The organism is Candidatus Pelagibacter sp. PS_41, from assembly GCF_059417725.1.
In genome coordinates this window covers 184,653-200,669 of the sequence record NZ_CM182062.1, presented here as the reverse complement: position 1 = coordinate 200,669, position 16,017 = coordinate 184,653, and the positions used below count along the sequence as shown (strand labels likewise).

Genomic DNA, 16,017 nt, shown 5'->3' with positions numbered 1-16,017 from the left:
TTGAACAAACTACATAAAGATTTATCAAACGCAATAAGGTTTTTGTCTATAGAAGCGGTACAAAAAGCCAACTCAGGTCACCCTGGAATGCCTATGGGTATGGCTGATGTTGCTACAGTTTTATTTAGAAGTTTTTTAAAATTTAATCCCAATAATCCTAACTGGCTAAATAGAGATAGGTTTGTTTTGTCTGCGGGTCATGGATCAATGTTATTGTATTCTTTACTTTATCTAACTGGATACAAAAGTGTTTCCATAAAGGATATTAAAAATTTTAGACAATTAAATTCAATTTGTGCAGGACACCCAGAATATCATCCTGGAACAGGAATTGAAACAACTACTGGTCCACTTGGGCAGGGTATTGCTAACTCTGTTGGATTTGCTGTAGCAGAAGAAATTCTTAAAAAAAAATTAGGTAAAGAAATAATTAATCATAAAACTTATGTTTTAGCAGGTGATGGTTGTTTAATGGAAGGTATAAGTCACGAAGCTATGAGTTTGGCTGGTCACTTAAAATTAAAAAATCTTATTATGCTTTTTGATAATAATTCAATTTCAATTGATGGACCAACAAGCTTGGCTGTATCTGATGATTATAAAAAAAGATTTGAAAGCTATGGTTGGGATTATATTTTAATTAATGGTCACAATGAAAAAGAAATATTTAATGCATTAAAAAAAGTTCAGAATGCAAAAAGACCTACGGTTATTTCATGTAAAACAAAAATTGGTTATGGGTCTCCAAATAAATCTGGTAAATCATCTTCACATGGTAGTCCAATTGGGATAGATGAGATCAAACTTGTTAGAAAAACATTAAACTGGCAATATAAGCCTTTTGAAATACCAAAAAATATTTTAAACGAATGGAAAAAAATTGGTGATAAAGGAATTAAATTAGAAAAAAATTGGAATAAATTTTATAAAAGAAAAAAATTTATAATAGATAAAATATTAAAGAATAATTTTTCTAAATCATTAAAAATTGAAAAACAAATTTCATTAAAAGAAAATAAAAGCATAGCTACAAGAAAATCTTCTGAATTAGTTTTGAATGCATTAACTAAAGAGAACAATACTTTAATTGGAGGATCCGCTGATTTAGCTGGATCTAATAACACTAAAACTAAGTACCAAAAAATTATAAATTCAAACAATTTTAATGGGGATTATATTCATTATGGTGTTAGAGAGCATGCAATGTGTGGAATAATGAATGGTATTGCACTTCATGGTAAGTTTATCCCTTATGGAGGAACATTTTTAATATTCTCTGATTATTGTAAACCATCGATACGTCTATCAGCGCTAATGGGTCAAAGAGTTATATATGTAATGACACACGACTCTATTGGTTTGGGCGAGGATGGTCCAACCCATCAGCCAATAGAACAGTTGTCTGGCTTAAGATCTATTCCAAACCTAAATGTTTTTAGGCCTGCAGATAGAATGGAAACTATAGAATGTTGGGAATTGTCTCTTAAAAATTCAAATACACCCAGCGTCTTATCATTGACTAGACAAAACCTTGATCCTATAAGAAAAAAATATTCAAACTTAAATAAATGCTCATTTGGAGCATACGAGGTTTTTAGAACAAATAAAAAGATCAACCTCACTATACTTGCTAGTGGATCCGAAGTTAATCTTGCAATTGAAACTAGCCACAAATTAGCCAAAGACAAAATATACTCTAAAGTAATATCAGTTCCATGCCATGATATTTTTGACAAACAGTCATCTTCTTATAAGCAGAAAATACTTGGTGAAACAAAATTTAAAATATCTATTGAAGCTGCATCAACAGATTGTTGGAAGAAATATACTGGCACTGATGGATTGACATTTGGAATAGAAACTTTTGGAAAAAGTGCGCCTTATAAAGAGATTTATAAATATTTTGGATTAACAGTTGAAAATATTTCAAAAAAGACAAAAAACCTTATAAAGAATAAGAAATGACATTAAAAGTTGGAATAAATGGAATGGGCAGAATTGGTAGAATGGTAATTAGAGCAATTATTGAAAGCCAAAACAAAAATATAGAAATTAAACATATAAACAACCGATCCAATGCTGAATCAAGCTGTACGCTAATAAAATATGACTCTGTTCATGGAAAATTTAATGCAGAGTTAGAATTTGATAAAAAGCATTTAATTATTAATAAAAATAAGATTACTTTTTCTCAACACTCAAATATTGAAGATATAAATTGGAAATCATATGGAGTTGATTATGTTTTTGAATGTACTGGAAAATTTAATTCAAAAGAAAAATTATTAGCTCACCTTAAAAATGGTGCTAAAAAAGTTATAGTTTCAGCCCCATGTAAAGATGCAGATAAAACAATTGTATTTGGTGTTAACGAAAATATTTTAACAAATGATGACCAAATTATTTCGGCCGCTTCGTGTACTACTAATTGTCTGGCGCCTGTTGCAAATGTTTTAAATAATGATTTTGAAATTGAAAAAGGATTTATGACTACTATCCATGCTTTTACTAGTGATCAAAGAATTTTAGATAATTCTCATAAAGATCCAAGAAGAGCAAGATCTGCCAGTCAATCAATAGTTCCAACTTCTACAGGTGCCTCAAAAGCAATTGGTGAAATTATACCTGCTTTAAAAGGAAAACTTGAGGGTGTAGCGATGCGAGTACCTACACCAAATGTTTCATTAATAGAATTAGTTTTTTGTACTAAAAAAGAAATAAATAAAGAAATCATCAATACGGCATTTACAAATGCAGTGAAGAAACAAACAAAAAAAGTTTTAGAAGCAACATCAGAAAAATTAGTATCTATTGATTTTAATCACAATTCAGCTTCTGCAATCGTTGATCTTACGTTGACTAATGTTGTAGGTAAAAATATGGGCAAGATTTCTGCGTGGTATGATAATGAATGGGGTTTTTCAAACAGAATGTGTGATATTGCAGAATATCTTCATAAAAACTCTTAATGAAAAGTATAAAGGACCAGGCTGATCTTAATCAAAAAAATATATTACTTAGGTTAGATTTAAATGTTCCATTAGAAAATGGAGTAATTACTGATACCACCAGAATTGATAAAATATTACCAACAATTAAATATTTATTAGAAAAAAATACAAAAATAATAATACTGTCACATGTTGGTAGACCCAAAGGTAAGGTCGTCAAAGAACTATCCCTTGAACCTATATGTGAAGATCTAAAAATCAAATTAAAAACTGATATTAAGCTTATCACTAAAAATATTCGAGAAATAAATTCAACTGATCTTTTTAAAAATCAAAATGAAAAAATTGTTATACTTGAAAATCTTAGGTTTTATGAAGAAGAAGAAAAAAATGATAAAGCTTTTGCTAAACATTTGGCAAGTTTAGCTGATATTTATGTTAATGATGCATTTTCATGTTCTCACAGAGCGCATGCCTCTATTTTTGAAATAACAAAATTTATTACCTCATATTCAGGTCTCCAATTAGACTTAGAAATTGAAGCATTAACTAAGATTACTTCTGAAATTAAGAAGCCTATTACTTGTATAATTGGTGGCTCTAAAATTTCTTCAAAGATTAATATTATAAAAAATTTAATCCCAAAGTTTGATAATATTATAATAGTTGGAGGAATGGCCAATAATATACTTAAATACCAAGGTCATGAAATTGGAAAATCTCTTCAAGAGGATAATTGTCATCAAATCATTGAAGATATATTTTCTTTATCAAAAAAAGAAGATTGCAAGATACTTTTTCCAGAAGATGTTGTGGTTGGAAAAAATTTAAATGATAATCCAGCAGTAAAAGAATTAAAGGATATTTCTAAAGATGACTTAATTTTAGATATTGGTCCTAAATCAATAAAAACTATCAATAACTTAATAAATAAAAGCAACACTATCCTTTGGAATGGACCAGCGGGTTATTTTGAAAACCCTAATTTTGCTAAAGGAAGTATTCAGATTGCAAAAAAAATTGTCGAAAAAAATAATAATAATACAATTTATTCTGTAGCAGGTGGAGGTGATACTGTTTCACTATTGAATACTATCGATGCAGTTAATTCTTTTAATTTTGTCTCAACCGCAGGTGGAGCTTTTCTAGAATATCTTGAAGGAAAAAAACTTCCTGGTATAAGAGCTCTTAATTAATATGTCGGAACTAAATAAAATTGCACTAAAAATACTTTCAAGGGGCAAAGGTATCCTTGCAGCAGACGAAAGTAATGGCACAATGACAAAAAGATTGGATTCTGTTGCAGTTCCTTCAACTCCAGAAAATAGACTATTATTTAGAGAAACACTTTTTACGTCAGAAGGAATGAAAGAATTTATTGGTGGGGTTATTTTATATGATGAAACAATTAAACAAATTTCTAATTCTAAAAAAACTATTCCAGAGATAATCACTGCAACAGGTGCTGTACCTGGAATAAAAGTTGATACTGGAGCTAAAGTTCTAGCAAGTTCTCCAGAAGAAAAAATTACCGAAGGTCTTGATGGCTTAAGAGAAAGATTGATAGAATATTACAAATTAGGTGCAAGATTTACAAAATGGAGAGGTGTTTTTAATATTACAAAAAAGCACCCAAGTGAATTATCTATTCATTCAAACGCACATGCTCTTGCAAGATACTCGGCCTTGGTTCAAGAATGTGGAATGGTGCCAATAGTAGAACCAGAAGTTTTAATGGATGGTGATCATTCAGCTGAAGACTGTTTTAACAAAACCTCAAAAGTTATTAAAAAATGTTTTGAGGAGTTAATTCTTCATAATATTGACTTCAGTGGAATAATTTTAAAACCTAACATGATATTAGCAGGAGCTAGTTCCGATAAGAAGATATCAAATGAGGAAACTGCTAAACTTACTCTAAAATGTCTTAAAGAAAATGTACCAGCTGAAGTGCCTGGTATTGCATTCCTATCAGGAGGTCAAACAGAGGTTGAGGCAACAGAAAATTTAAATTTAATAAATAAGTACAATGATACAAATTTTATTATGACCTATTCATATGGAAGGGCCTTACAACAAAGCGCTCTTAAATTCTGGTCAAAAGATATTAAAAATATTGAAGGTACACAAAACGTATTTAATCATAGAGCAAACATGTGTACATTAGCAGCTCAAGGGAAATGGTCAGCTGAACTTGAGTCTCAATAAAAAAAATACAAAGTTTATATATTTAATTTCACCAAATAAAATAGAAGACGATGAATTTTATACTAATTTATCATTAGTATTAAAATCAGGAAAAGTTAGCTATTTTCAATTGAGACTAAAAAAAGAAACAATCAAAAATAAACTTATTATTGGAAAAAAAATTCTAACAATATGCAAGAAGTACAAAGTAAAATTTTTAGTTAATGATGATCCCATGATTGCAAAAAAACTGAATGCAGATGGTTGTCATTTGGGCCAAAGCGACATGAGTATTGTTAAAGCGAGAAAACTATTAAAGAATAAGACTATTGGTGTTACCTGTCATAATTCAATAAAATTAGCAAAAAAAGGAGTTTCGGATGGGGCTGATTATTTAGCGTTTGGTGCGTTTTACTCAACTCAAACTAAAAAAGTTAAATATAGAGCAAATTTGAGAATACTGAAATCTATAAAAAAGATAACTTCCTTACCGGTTGTTGCTATTGGGGGTATAAAATTGAATAATTACAAAAAACTCTTATTGAATAAAGCTAACTTTTTAGCTATTTCAGGCTACATTTGGAATAATAAAAAATACAAACCATTAGAAGCTATTAAAAAATTAAAATGAAATTATACGCAAGTGAAATTAGAGTTGGAATGTTAATTGAATACAAAAATGACCTTTGGCAAGTTTTAAAAACACAACATGTAAAACCCGGTAAAGGTGGTGCCTTTGCTCAAGTAGAGATGAAAAGTGTAAATAAAAATACAAAACTAAATGAAAGATTTAGATCGAGTGAATCTGTTGAAAAAGCTTCATTAGATGAGATAAAATTTAATTATCTTTATGAAGATGAAACTGACTATTATTTTATGGATCCTAAATCTTATGAGCAAATTAATATTAAAAAAGAAACAGTAGGTGAAAAAGGTAAAATGTTAACAGAAAACTTAGAGGTTAATATAAGTTTTTATAATGAAAAACCTTTAACGGTAGAGTTGCCTAATCAAGTGACATGCACAATTGAGACAACTGATGTTGCTCTAAAAGGGCAAACAGTTTCTTCTTCTTATAAACCTGCAATATTAGATAATGGAGTAAACATTCAAGTTCCCCCTTTTATTGAAAGTGGTGATAAAATCATAGTTGATACTCGAACTATGGAATACATTAAAAAGATATAATTTTTATGCAATCTATATCGGCTAATCTAAACGTTATGATTAAAGCTGCTGAAAAAGCATCTAGAGCTTTAATCAGGGATTTCGGAGAAATAGAAAAATTGCAGGTTTCAATTAAGGGCCCTACTGACTTTGTGTCTAATGCTGATCTTAAAGCTGAAAAAATAATTATAGAAGAATTAAAAAAAGCAAGACCTTACTATTCTATTATCAGTGAAGAAGATGGTTCTGAAAACAATAAAGACAAAGATCATACTTGGATCATAGATCCTATTGATGGTACTACAAATTTTTTACATGGTGTACCTCACTTTGCAATATCTATAGCCTTAAAATATGGTAATGAAATTATTTCAGGTTTAATTTATGACCCAATTAAAGATGAAATGTTTTATGCTGAAAAAGACAGTGGTGCTTTCTTTAATAATCAAAGGATAAGAGTATCCAAAAAAAAGGAGCTTAATAGCTGTTTGTTTGCAACAGGTGGTGTAGCTAAAAATGAAGTCGACTTACCTTTAAGAAAGTCTGGAAGTGCTGCTCTAGATATTGCATATGTTGCAGCAGGTAGATATGATGGCTATTTTCAAAACGGTCTTAATTTATGGGATATAGCAGCAGGTATAATATTGGTGAAAGAAGCAGGTGGAATGATTAATGAAATCGACCTTTCACAAAATAAAAATATACAAATAAGAGCTTCGAGCATGGCAATTAACGACAAAATGCTTGAAAAATTAAAGAACTTTTAATTGTTTTATAGAATTCTTTTGCTATAAGTCTCGATATGAAAAAAGACATACATCCAGACTACCACACAATTACAGTAGAAATGACTGATGGAACTCAATTTGAAACAAGATCAACTTGGGGAAAACAAGGAGAAGTTTTAAGATTAGAGATCGATCCAAAATCACATGCTGCTTGGACAGGTGGAAAGCAAAAGTTAATGGATAAGGGTCGTGTAAGTAAATTCAATAAAAAATTCCAAAACTTCAGATCAGAAAAAAAGGATTAAATGTCAAACGTACCTTTAATGCCAATGGCGACAGCTGTTTGGCTAGTAGAAAATACTACACTTACATTCAAGCAAATTGCTAAATTTTGCAATTTACATGAAGTTGAAGTGCAAGGGATTGCTGATGGTGAAGTTGCAAAAGGAATTATGGCTTATAACCCAATTATATCTGGTCAGCTTACTAGAGAAGAAATTGAACTAGCTTCAAAAGATGAAAATAAAGAATTACAGATAAAAAATACTGATATTGAAATTTCAAGTGAGGATAAAAAAATTAAAAAATACATTCCATTATCAAAAAGACAGGATAAGCCAGATTCGGCTTTATGGTTAATTAAACATCATTCTTTACTAAAAGACTCTCAAATTGCAAAATTAGTTGGCGTAACTAAAGCTTCAGTTACAGCGATAAAGAATAAAAGTTATTGGAATTATAATAACTTAAATCCAAAAGATCCTGTAGCTTTGGGACTATTCTCTCAAAAAGATTTAGTTGACGCTATAGAAAAAGCTGAAAGACGAATTAAAAGAGAGAGAAAAGAAAAAGAAAAGGCAAAATTAATAAGAGAAGTTTCAAACATTGAATAATTTTAATAGACAGCAAAATTATATAATGTTAATTAAGCACAATTAAAATTTATGAAAATAGAAGTCAAAGATAACAATATTGAACAAGCACTCAGAGTTCTTAAAAGAAAGTTACAAAGAGATGGTTTTTTTAAAGTAGTAAAATTAAAAAGTGTTTATGAAAAACCCTCTGAAAAGAAAAAAAGAATACTACAAGAAAATATTAAAAGAGTTAAAAAATTAAATAAACTTAAGAACAGAATTTAAATATACCGCGGGGTGGAGCAGTCTGGTAGCTCGTCAGGCTCATAACCTGAAGGTCGGCGGTTCAAATCCGTCCCCCGCAACCAATTAAGATGAAAAAGAAAATTTTATTCAAAAAATTATCTATAGTTATTCCTTTATACAATGAGTCTAGAAGGGCAAAAAAAACCTTTGAGATATTAAAAAAATTTATCAAAAAAAACCGTGTAGATGTTGAAATCATATTTGTTAATGATGGAAGTACTGATGAGAGTGCAAATTTAATAAAAAAATTTTTATTCAAAATAAAAAATAAAAAAATTAATCACCAGTTAATTTCTTATAAAAAAAATATGGGTAAGGGTTATGCTATTATTCAAGGGATAAGAAAAAGTACCCATCCTTGGATATTAACGTGTGATTTTGATATGTCTGTATTGCCATCAACTTACACTGACTGGCTTGCAAAAAATTATATACTTAAAAAAAATTGTGCATATTTTGCATCAAGGAATCTTAAAAAATCTAAAATTAAAACACTTTGGATAAGAAAGTTTTATGGGTTATTCTTTAAATTATTGATTAAGTCTTTATTTAATATCAAGCTTACAGACACGCAGTGTGGTTATAAAATATATAACTCTTCTTATATCAAAAAAATACTTCCTAAATTAAAATCATACCGCTATGTTCATGATGTGGAAATAATAATTCATCTCATGAATAAAAAAATAGAAATTCAAGAATTACCCGTTAAATGGACTCATAAAGAGGGCAGCAAAATTAGCTTATTAAGAGACCCAATAAACATGATATTTGATTTAATAGAAATTAAAATTAGCTTCTAATATGAAAGAATTTTTACTGAAATTCCCAATTATATACAGGTTTTATCAAAATACTGTGAGAAAGAAAAATCATGAATATGATTTTTTTAAATATTTTTTTAAAAAGGTTTGTAAAAAAAAAATTAGAGTTTTAGATTTATGTTGTGGCGATAGTTACATTTTAGATTATGTGGAAAACTATATTGATGATTACATGGGTTATGACAACAATCCTTTTTATCTAAATCAAAACAAAAAAAAATGGAAAAAATTTAAGTTCTTATATGGTGATCTAAAAAATTTAAAAAAAAATAAAAAAATTTTTAAATTTAAACCAAATTTGATATTTATGAATGGAGCAATACATCATTTAGATAATGAGCTTGTAAAAATGATTAATGAAGTAATAAGAAAAAAATTTAATAAAGCAATGTTCATATCAGTTGATCCTCTCAAAAATAAAAATAAAATGATAAATAGATTGATGATAAATTTAGATAGAGGTAAATTTATTAGAAAAAGGTATGAATATAAAAAAATAATGAAAATTCATAATTCTTTTATAACTGATGATTTCTATAAAATGAGTTTTTTGAATATATTTCATTATAGAAATATAAAATTACAAGATTTTTATTCAAAATGGAAATCTACATTACTCAACTAAATTATCTCAAGACTTTCTATTAAAAGACCTAACATTCTACCATCTGGACTTTGTAATAAATCTAGAGGTGATGTAGGGTTTTTAATTATTATATCTACCTTGTAAGTTTCATCCTTAATATTTGGAATAGAAAATTCAATAAAACCTTTACTTAAATTTTTAAATTTAAAATTTCTATTTATCTGACCATTTATTTTTACAAAGCCATTTAAATATTCATTAGGTTTGCTGATAATTGAGCTTATTTTCAATTTTATTTTATAAGTCTTATTTATCTTAGGTTTAAATTTAAAAAGAATATTAAACTCATTTCCTTCAGTCCAAATACCTTTATTTTCAGAGGAAAAAGTCCAACCTAGACCAAGAGGTTCCATTAGACCACTTATCATAAAATTGTGTTTCGTATTTTCTTTAATTTCAACAATTTTAATCTGATCAAATTTGTCAATGTCGTTTTGACTCATCTTATTTTTATAACCAGATAACATTAACCAAACACCGTCAACAAAAAAAAAGCCCATGTTTTCCATGAGATACAAATACTTGAGGTATCTTAGGTGGTTAATATTATCAATTACATAGGCTGTATTTTTATCTAACTGCTTATTATTTAAATCAAAATATAATCTATTTCTATTTGATGATGCTTTACTTCTGTCGTATCTACCTAATCTTGAAATATCTGTTCTTAAAAAATCATTTTCTAGAATCTGATTAGAAATATACGGGTATATGTTTGAGCTATTTTTAAAATAAGTTGTTCTAATTATTTTGAAATCTTCACTAATAGTTTTCCAAAATTCTTCATTGGTATTTTTAATTTCTATTTTATTAAATGCATTTGCTTTATAATAATTCTTTAACGCTGGAGATATATCTATTGCTTGAATTATTAATATAAAAGAGATCATGAATACAGATTTATTCTTATTATTAAATAATTGAAAAATAGAAATTATACCAAAAATTATAATTAAATAATATAATATCCAAATAAATCTTCCAGATGCTCTTATTATACTTAATAAACCATAAATTAATTTAGGAAGTTGGTATTCAAAGATCATATTATTTCCCAAATAAATATTATTTGAAATTGATAAAAGAAAACAAATTAAGAAAATAAAAATAAATGGCAATTTTGAGAATTGAACAGTTTCCTTTCCTTTAAAAAATATAATTAAAAAAAATATAAATAATATGATTCCACCGATTCCCAAATAGCTAAATCCCTCTGCCTGTCCATTTGTATTTTTAATGTCTGTAAAGAACATTGACCAATTAATTGAATCATTTGTAGATTGTGGGTCTATAAAACCTGCTAAATTAAAACTATAGAATCCATATCCAAAGCCCATTGCATCAAAAGCTGAAATTTGAAAATACCCTGATATATAAGCTACAATTACTAAAGGTACTAATGGAATTACAATTTCTCTAAAATTTTTTTTTAAATCTTTTTGATCGATATAATCTTTTAATAAAAATGAATATTTTATAATCATTAACATGGGTAAAAAATAAAAATGAATAAGAATTGATAGTGGAAAAATGAGAGAATAAAAAGTTTCTTTTTTTATATAATTAGTATTTGTGATTTCATAATATAAACAAAATAAAATTATCCAATGTGCAACTAAAGTTATGTGTATAGGTATTCTGTATAATAAAACTGGGCAAATAATAAAAAAGAAAGATGAAATAAATGAATAAAGTTTTTTCCTTGTGAAATGATTTATAATCAGATAACTAAAAAATAATTGCAGTGTGAAACAAATCACAAACCATATGGTTATGAATTGAAAATTATTTGGCAAAAATCTTGCTATTGACTTAAATAGGAAAGATAAAATGGGTACAGCTCCAGAAAAAACTATTGAATTCCCAACTTCAATTCCATAGTTTGGGTTTTTACCAATTGGAAAATGCCATTGATCATTTATAAAAAACTTGAATGCCAATTGATCACTTATAAGATCATAATTTTCAGAATATAAATATCCTTTTATTGAAAAATTTTCAGCTCCAAGCAGTAAAAATGTTAAAATTAAACTAACTATAAAAAAAATGATCAAAAAATATATATTTTTATTAACAAATCTCATTTTAAATATTGTAAATTTTATTACTTGTAATAGATAATTTGTTATACTTATATTATTTGAGATGCAGTTTCTATTAATTTATAAAAAATCATGTTTAAAAAAGATATATTTCAAGATTTAACTTTTAGATATAATAGTCATGCCTATTCAGGATTGATGGGTTTTTTTATGAAACAATGTCACAAGCAACTTGAAAAATTTAATTTTCCTAATAATATTTCTAAGGTATTGGAAATAGGAGCTGGTAGTGCACCACATTATAAGTTCATCAAACACCATTATGACGAATATCATATTGCTGAAACATCAGAAACTATTATTGATAAATATGCTGATAACCCAAAAGTTATAGCTACCAATTATGATGGCAAAATATTACCCTATGAACAAGATTACTTTGATAGAATAATAATATCTCATTGCTTAGAACATATTGCTGATCCTGAAATTTTTTTGTTTGAGATGATGAAAAAGTTAAAAAAAGGAGGGATATTATCAATCTCACTACCAACAGATCCTGGTTTACTTTTTAGACTTGGTAGACTTTATTTAAAATTATTTTCTATTAAAAAAAAATATAAAATCACACCTGAAGAATTTGATTATATGAATGGCACAGAACATGTTAATTCTATTTTTGGACTATTCTCAATAATAAAGTATAATTTTGGAGATTTTATAAGTGAGTCTTACCTGCCATTCAAAATTAAATCTTTTGATTTAAATTTATTTTATAATGTGCATATTATTAAAAAATGACTAAATTTTAAATTTAGATTTTTTGCTGTCCACTAAAAATGCTTTTACTGTCTCTTTAGTCAATTGACTATAAGTTTTTCCAAATTTTTCAACTTTTTCAATAGTTGACGGAGGTATGGTAATTATATGACAGCCTAATTGTTTAGCTTGCAAATAATTATAAGGTTCTCTTACACTTGCCCAAAGTATTTCTACATTTTTAAATTTTTTTGCTATTGATATGCTTTTTTTAAATTCTGGAACTGGATCTTTACCAGTGTCACCTGCTCTACCAGCAAATATTGAAATTATAACTTTAGTTTTTTTGTTAATTAATTTTAAAATTTTTTCTGTCTGTTTTGCACTATAAATTGCTGTGATATTAAGTTTAATATCCAAATTATTGAGTTCTTTAATAATTTTTCCCATAAAGACACCTTTGGAGTTAGCAACTGGTACTTTCACATAAACATTCTTTCCCCAAGTATTAATTTGAAGAGCTTGTTTTTTCATTTCCTTATATTCATCAGCAAATACCTCTAGAGAAACAGGTTTATTGTTACAAATTTTTAATATTTTCCTTGAATAAGATTTATAATCTTTAGCTCCTGCTTTTCTCATTAAGCTGGGATTAGTTGTAAAGCCTTTTACTATTTTTTTCTTATTAAACTTTTTTATTTGATCTAGCTCTGCAATGTCACAAAATATTCTTGTTGTCATTAATTTTAAAGGTTTTTAGTTATATCTTCAGTCATCTTTTTTGCATCAGCAAATAGCATTAAGGTATTTTCTTTATAAAACAAATCATTATCAATTCCAGCATATCCAGGAGATAAACTTCTTTTTACAAATAATACTGATTTACATTTTTCAACATCTAATACGGGCATTCCATAAATTGGGCTTTGGGGATCAGTTTTTGCAACTGGATTAGTTACATCATTTGCCCCAATTACAAATGCAACGTCTGCATTAGCAAAATCATTATTAATTTCTTCAAGTTCAAAAACTTCATCATATGGAACGTTAGCTTCTGCTAACAATACATTCATATGACCCGGCATTCTTCCCGCAACAGGGTGAATTGCATAAGTAACTTTGATATCATTTTTCTTTAAGGTATCTACCATCTCTCTAAGTGCATGTTGTGCTTGTGCTACCGCCATTCCATAACCTGGAACAATTATAACGGATGATGCATTTTTCATTAAGAAAGCTGCATCTTCAGCATTACCACTCTTAACAGGTCTTTGTTCTTTATTCCCAGATGATGCAGATTGTTCTGTTGCACCAAATCCTCCTAAGATTACATTAAAGAAAGATCGGTTCATACCTTTGCACATTATGTAAGATAAAATTGCACCTGAAGATCCAACAAGAGCTCCTGTTATAATTAATGCAGTATTTTCTAAAGTAAAACCAATTCCTGCAGCAGCCCAACCAGAGTATGAATTCAACATAGATATTACTACTGGCATATCTGCCCCACCAATAGGGATAATTAATAAAAATCCTATTAAAAATGAAACAGCTATTAATATCCAAAAGAAATTAGAGGACTGGGATGAGCATAACAAGTAAGTTAAAATTATTATTGAGATTAACAATAAAGCATTAAGAAAATGCTGCCCTTTAAAAGTAATTGGTGAACCTGACATTATTCCTTGAAGTTTTAAAAAAGCAATTATTGAACCTGAAAATGTTATTGCACCAACTGCAGCACCAATTGACATTTCAATTAAGCTTGCAAGTTTAATGGCTCCTACCGTTCCTAAATTAAATGCTTCTGGATTTAGGAAGGCTGAGATTGCAACAAAAACTGCTGACAAACCAACTAAACTATGAAAACCCGCAACTAGTTCTGGCATTGCTGTCATTGGTATTTTGTAAGCTATAAAAGCTCCTATTAATCCACCTACTATTAAAAAAATTAATACATAAATCAGTCCACTAGAAAAATTTCCAACTGATAAAAAGGTAACAGTAATTGCAATTATCATTCCTAAAATTCCAAAGAAATTACCCTGTCTTGAAGTTTCTGGTGATGAAAGTCCTCTTAATGCTAATATAAATAGGACACCAGATATTAAATAAAATATTGCTGATAAATTTGCTGACATAATTATTTATCTTTCTTCTTTTTTTTATACATCTGAAGCATTCTTTGAGTTACTAAAAATCCACCAAAAATATTAACCGCTGCAAGCGATATTGCTAAAAAACCTAAAACATTAGAGACAGTAAAAATACTATCTATGCCTCCACCAGCTAAACCTGCAATTATTGCACCAACAATAATTACTGATGATATAGCGTTAGTAACTGACATTAATGGAGTATGCAAAGATGGGGTTACACTCCAGACGACATAATAGCCAATAAAAATTGATAAAACGAATATGCTTAATCTAAATATAAAAGGGTCTATTTCCATAATTCTATTTTATTAAAGTTTTTTCAATTATTTCATCTTCTAAATTAATACTAATCTTTTTATTTTCTTTATCATATAAGTTTGAGACAAAGTTAAATACGTTTTTTGAATATAAGTTTGAAGCTGAAACAGGCAGTTTGTTTAAAATATTTTTTTCACCCATAATCTTTACTCCTTTTTTAACTACAATTTTATCAACCTCAGTAAACTCTGAATTTCCACCTTGAATCGCAGCTAAGTCATAAATAACAGAGCCTGATTGCATATTATCAATCATAGAACCTTTAATAATTAATGGAGCTTTTTTTCCTGGGATTAAAGCTGTGCATATTACAATATCAATTTTTTTTAAAGTTTCTGCCAATAAATCCTCTTGTTTTTTTTTGAATTCCTCTGAAGCTTCTTTTGCATAGCCACCTTCAGTTTCAAGATTTTCAGACCCTTCTACTGTTAAAAATTTTCCACCTAAACTTTCAACTTGTTCCTTTGAAGCCATCCTGACATCTGTTGCAAATACGATAGCACCCATTCTTTTTGCAGTTGCTATAGCCTGTAATCCTGCAACTCCTGCCCCAACTACCAATACTTTTGCTGCTGGAATAGTACCAGCTGCTGTCATCATCATGGGTATTGCTTTTTCAAAATTTGCAAAAGATTCTATTACTGCTTTATAACCAGCAAGGTTAGCTTGAGATGAAAGTATATCCATTGATTGAGCTCTAGTGATTCTTGGTAACATTTCTAAAGAAAAAACATTAATATTTTTTTTAGATAAATTTTCTATTTTTTCTTTATTTGCATAAGGATTTAAAACTCCAACGAGTGTTTGGTTTTCTTTTAAATTTAAAAGTTTTTCATCAGATAATAAGCCTAGCTGAATAATAATATTAGCTTTATTTAATATTTCTGTTTCGTTAGAAGAAATTTCAACACCCAGCTCTTCATACTCACTATCCTTAAAGCCTAGGTGTTCACCATACTTAGTGGTCAAAGAAATTTCAAAACCAAGAGCTAAATATTTTTTTGCAATCTCAGGAGTAATTGCAATTCTTTTCTCAATATTTTGATTTTCTAAAACTGAAGCGATTTTCATAAGAG

General features: G+C 28.3%; 18 protein-coding genes and 1 tRNA gene. 14 read left to right on the top strand and 5 right to left on the bottom strand.

All coding sequences use genetic code 11. The features are described 5' to 3' along the window. The 13 genes from tkt (at position 1) to AC5SL8_RS01010 (ending at position 9,642) form a co-directional block, all read left to right on the top strand. Entirely contained in the window at positions 1-1,965 is a 1,965-nt protein-coding gene (tkt, locus tag AC5SL8_RS01070) for a transketolase (protein ID WP_494580163.1), read from the top strand. Next, positions 1,962-2,969 (top strand): type I glyceraldehyde-3-phosphate dehydrogenase, encoded by a 1,008-nt coding sequence (gap, locus tag AC5SL8_RS01065; RefSeq protein WP_494580162.1) that lies wholly within the window; start codon positions 1,962-1,964, stop codon positions 2,967-2,969. Before tkt ends, gap begins: the two co-directional genes overlap by 4 nt. After that, positions 2,969-4,147 carry a phosphoglycerate kinase gene (locus AC5SL8_RS01060; RefSeq protein ID WP_494580160.1) on the top strand — a complete coding sequence of 393 codons (1,179 nt, stop codon included), beginning with the start codon at positions 2,969-2,971 and terminating at the stop codon, positions 4,145-4,147. The genes gap and AC5SL8_RS01060 overlap by 1 nt, the downstream gene beginning before the upstream one ends. Position 4,148: 1 nt before the next feature. Then, positions 4,149-5,159: a class I fructose-bisphosphate aldolase gene (locus AC5SL8_RS01055; RefSeq protein ID WP_494580158.1), complete on the top strand. Its 1,011-nt coding sequence runs from the start codon at positions 4,149-4,151 to the stop codon at positions 5,157-5,159. After that, a complete protein-coding gene (thiE, locus tag AC5SL8_RS01050; protein ID WP_494580156.1) occupies positions 5,146-5,769 on the top strand; it encodes a thiamine phosphate synthase in 624 nt (207 codons plus the stop codon). Before AC5SL8_RS01055 ends, thiE begins: the two co-directional genes overlap by 14 nt. Beyond that, positions 5,766-6,326 (top strand): elongation factor P, encoded by a 561-nt coding sequence (efp, locus tag AC5SL8_RS01045; RefSeq protein ID WP_494580154.1) that lies wholly within the window; start codon positions 5,766-5,768, stop codon positions 6,324-6,326. The genes thiE and efp overlap by 4 nt, the downstream gene beginning before the upstream one ends. Positions 6,327-6,331: 5 nt before the next feature. Further along, a complete protein-coding gene (locus AC5SL8_RS01040) occupies positions 6,332-7,072 on the top strand; it encodes an inositol monophosphatase family protein (RefSeq protein ID WP_494580152.1) in 741 nt (246 codons plus the stop codon). Positions 7,073-7,107: 35 nt separating this feature from the next. Further along, positions 7,108-7,338, top strand: a complete 231-nt coding sequence (gene rpmE / locus AC5SL8_RS01035; protein ID WP_494573336.1) for a 50S ribosomal protein L31 — start codon at positions 7,108-7,110, stop codon at positions 7,336-7,338. Continuing rightward, the gene (locus tag AC5SL8_RS01030; protein ID WP_494580151.1) at positions 7,339-7,926 is read left to right on the top strand and encodes a cell cycle transcriptional regulator TrcR; all 588 of its coding nucleotides are present in this window, start codon (positions 7,339-7,341) and stop codon (positions 7,924-7,926) included. Positions 7,927-7,977: 51 nt separating this feature from the next. Beyond that, entirely contained in the window at positions 7,978-8,172 is a 195-nt protein-coding gene (gene rpsU / locus AC5SL8_RS01025) for a 30S ribosomal protein S21 (protein WP_006997326.1), read from the top strand. A gap of 6 nt (positions 8,173-8,178) precedes the next feature. Continuing rightward, positions 8,179-8,255: transfer RNA gene (locus AC5SL8_RS01020), tRNA-Met, on the top strand. Positions 8,256-8,261: 6 nt separating this feature from the next. After that, positions 8,262-8,996, top strand: a complete 735-nt coding sequence (locus tag AC5SL8_RS01015; protein WP_494580150.1) for a glycosyltransferase — start codon at positions 8,262-8,264, stop codon at positions 8,994-8,996. Between the two features lie 55 nt (positions 8,997-9,051). Further along, positions 9,052-9,642: a hypothetical protein gene (locus tag AC5SL8_RS01010; RefSeq protein ID WP_494580149.1), complete on the top strand. Its 591-nt coding sequence runs from the start codon at positions 9,052-9,054 to the stop codon at positions 9,640-9,642. Here the strand turns inward: AC5SL8_RS01010 and AC5SL8_RS01005 are convergent. Continuing rightward, entirely contained in the window at positions 9,639-11,747 is a 2,109-nt protein-coding gene (locus tag AC5SL8_RS01005) for a DUF6311 domain-containing protein (protein ID WP_494580148.1), read from the bottom strand. The genes AC5SL8_RS01010 and AC5SL8_RS01005 overlap by 4 nt on opposite strands. A gap of 90 nt (positions 11,748-11,837) precedes the next feature. Between AC5SL8_RS01005 and AC5SL8_RS01000 the strand changes: the two genes are divergently transcribed. After that, positions 11,838-12,506, top strand: coding sequence for a class I SAM-dependent methyltransferase (locus tag AC5SL8_RS01000; protein ID WP_494580147.1), 669 nt, complete (start codon positions 11,838-11,840; stop codon positions 12,504-12,506). Here the strand turns inward: AC5SL8_RS01000 and AC5SL8_RS00995 are convergent, their stop codons facing one another. From AC5SL8_RS00995 to AC5SL8_RS00980, 4 genes are read right to left on the bottom strand one after another with little or no spacing between them, the layout of a single operon-like run. Continuing rightward, positions 12,507-13,205: a transaldolase family protein gene (locus tag AC5SL8_RS00995; RefSeq protein WP_494580146.1), complete on the bottom strand. Its 699-nt coding sequence runs from the start codon at positions 13,203-13,205 to the stop codon at positions 12,507-12,509. A 5-nt stretch (positions 13,206-13,210) separates the two neighbouring features. Beyond that, complete coding sequence (locus AC5SL8_RS00990; protein ID WP_494580145.1) at positions 13,211-14,605, bottom strand: NAD(P)(+) transhydrogenase (Re/Si-specific) subunit beta; 1,395 nt, start codon at positions 14,603-14,605, stop codon at positions 13,211-13,213. A gap of 2 nt (positions 14,606-14,607) precedes the next feature. Continuing rightward, positions 14,608-14,919: a proton-translocating transhydrogenase family protein gene (locus AC5SL8_RS00985; protein WP_494580144.1), complete on the bottom strand. Its 312-nt coding sequence runs from the start codon at positions 14,917-14,919 to the stop codon at positions 14,608-14,610. Between the two features lie 4 nt (positions 14,920-14,923). Next, positions 14,924-16,012: a Re/Si-specific NAD(P)(+) transhydrogenase subunit alpha gene (locus AC5SL8_RS00980; protein ID WP_494580143.1), complete on the bottom strand. Its 1,089-nt coding sequence runs from the start codon at positions 16,010-16,012 to the stop codon at positions 14,924-14,926. Positions 16,013-16,017 lie beyond the last annotated feature (5 nt).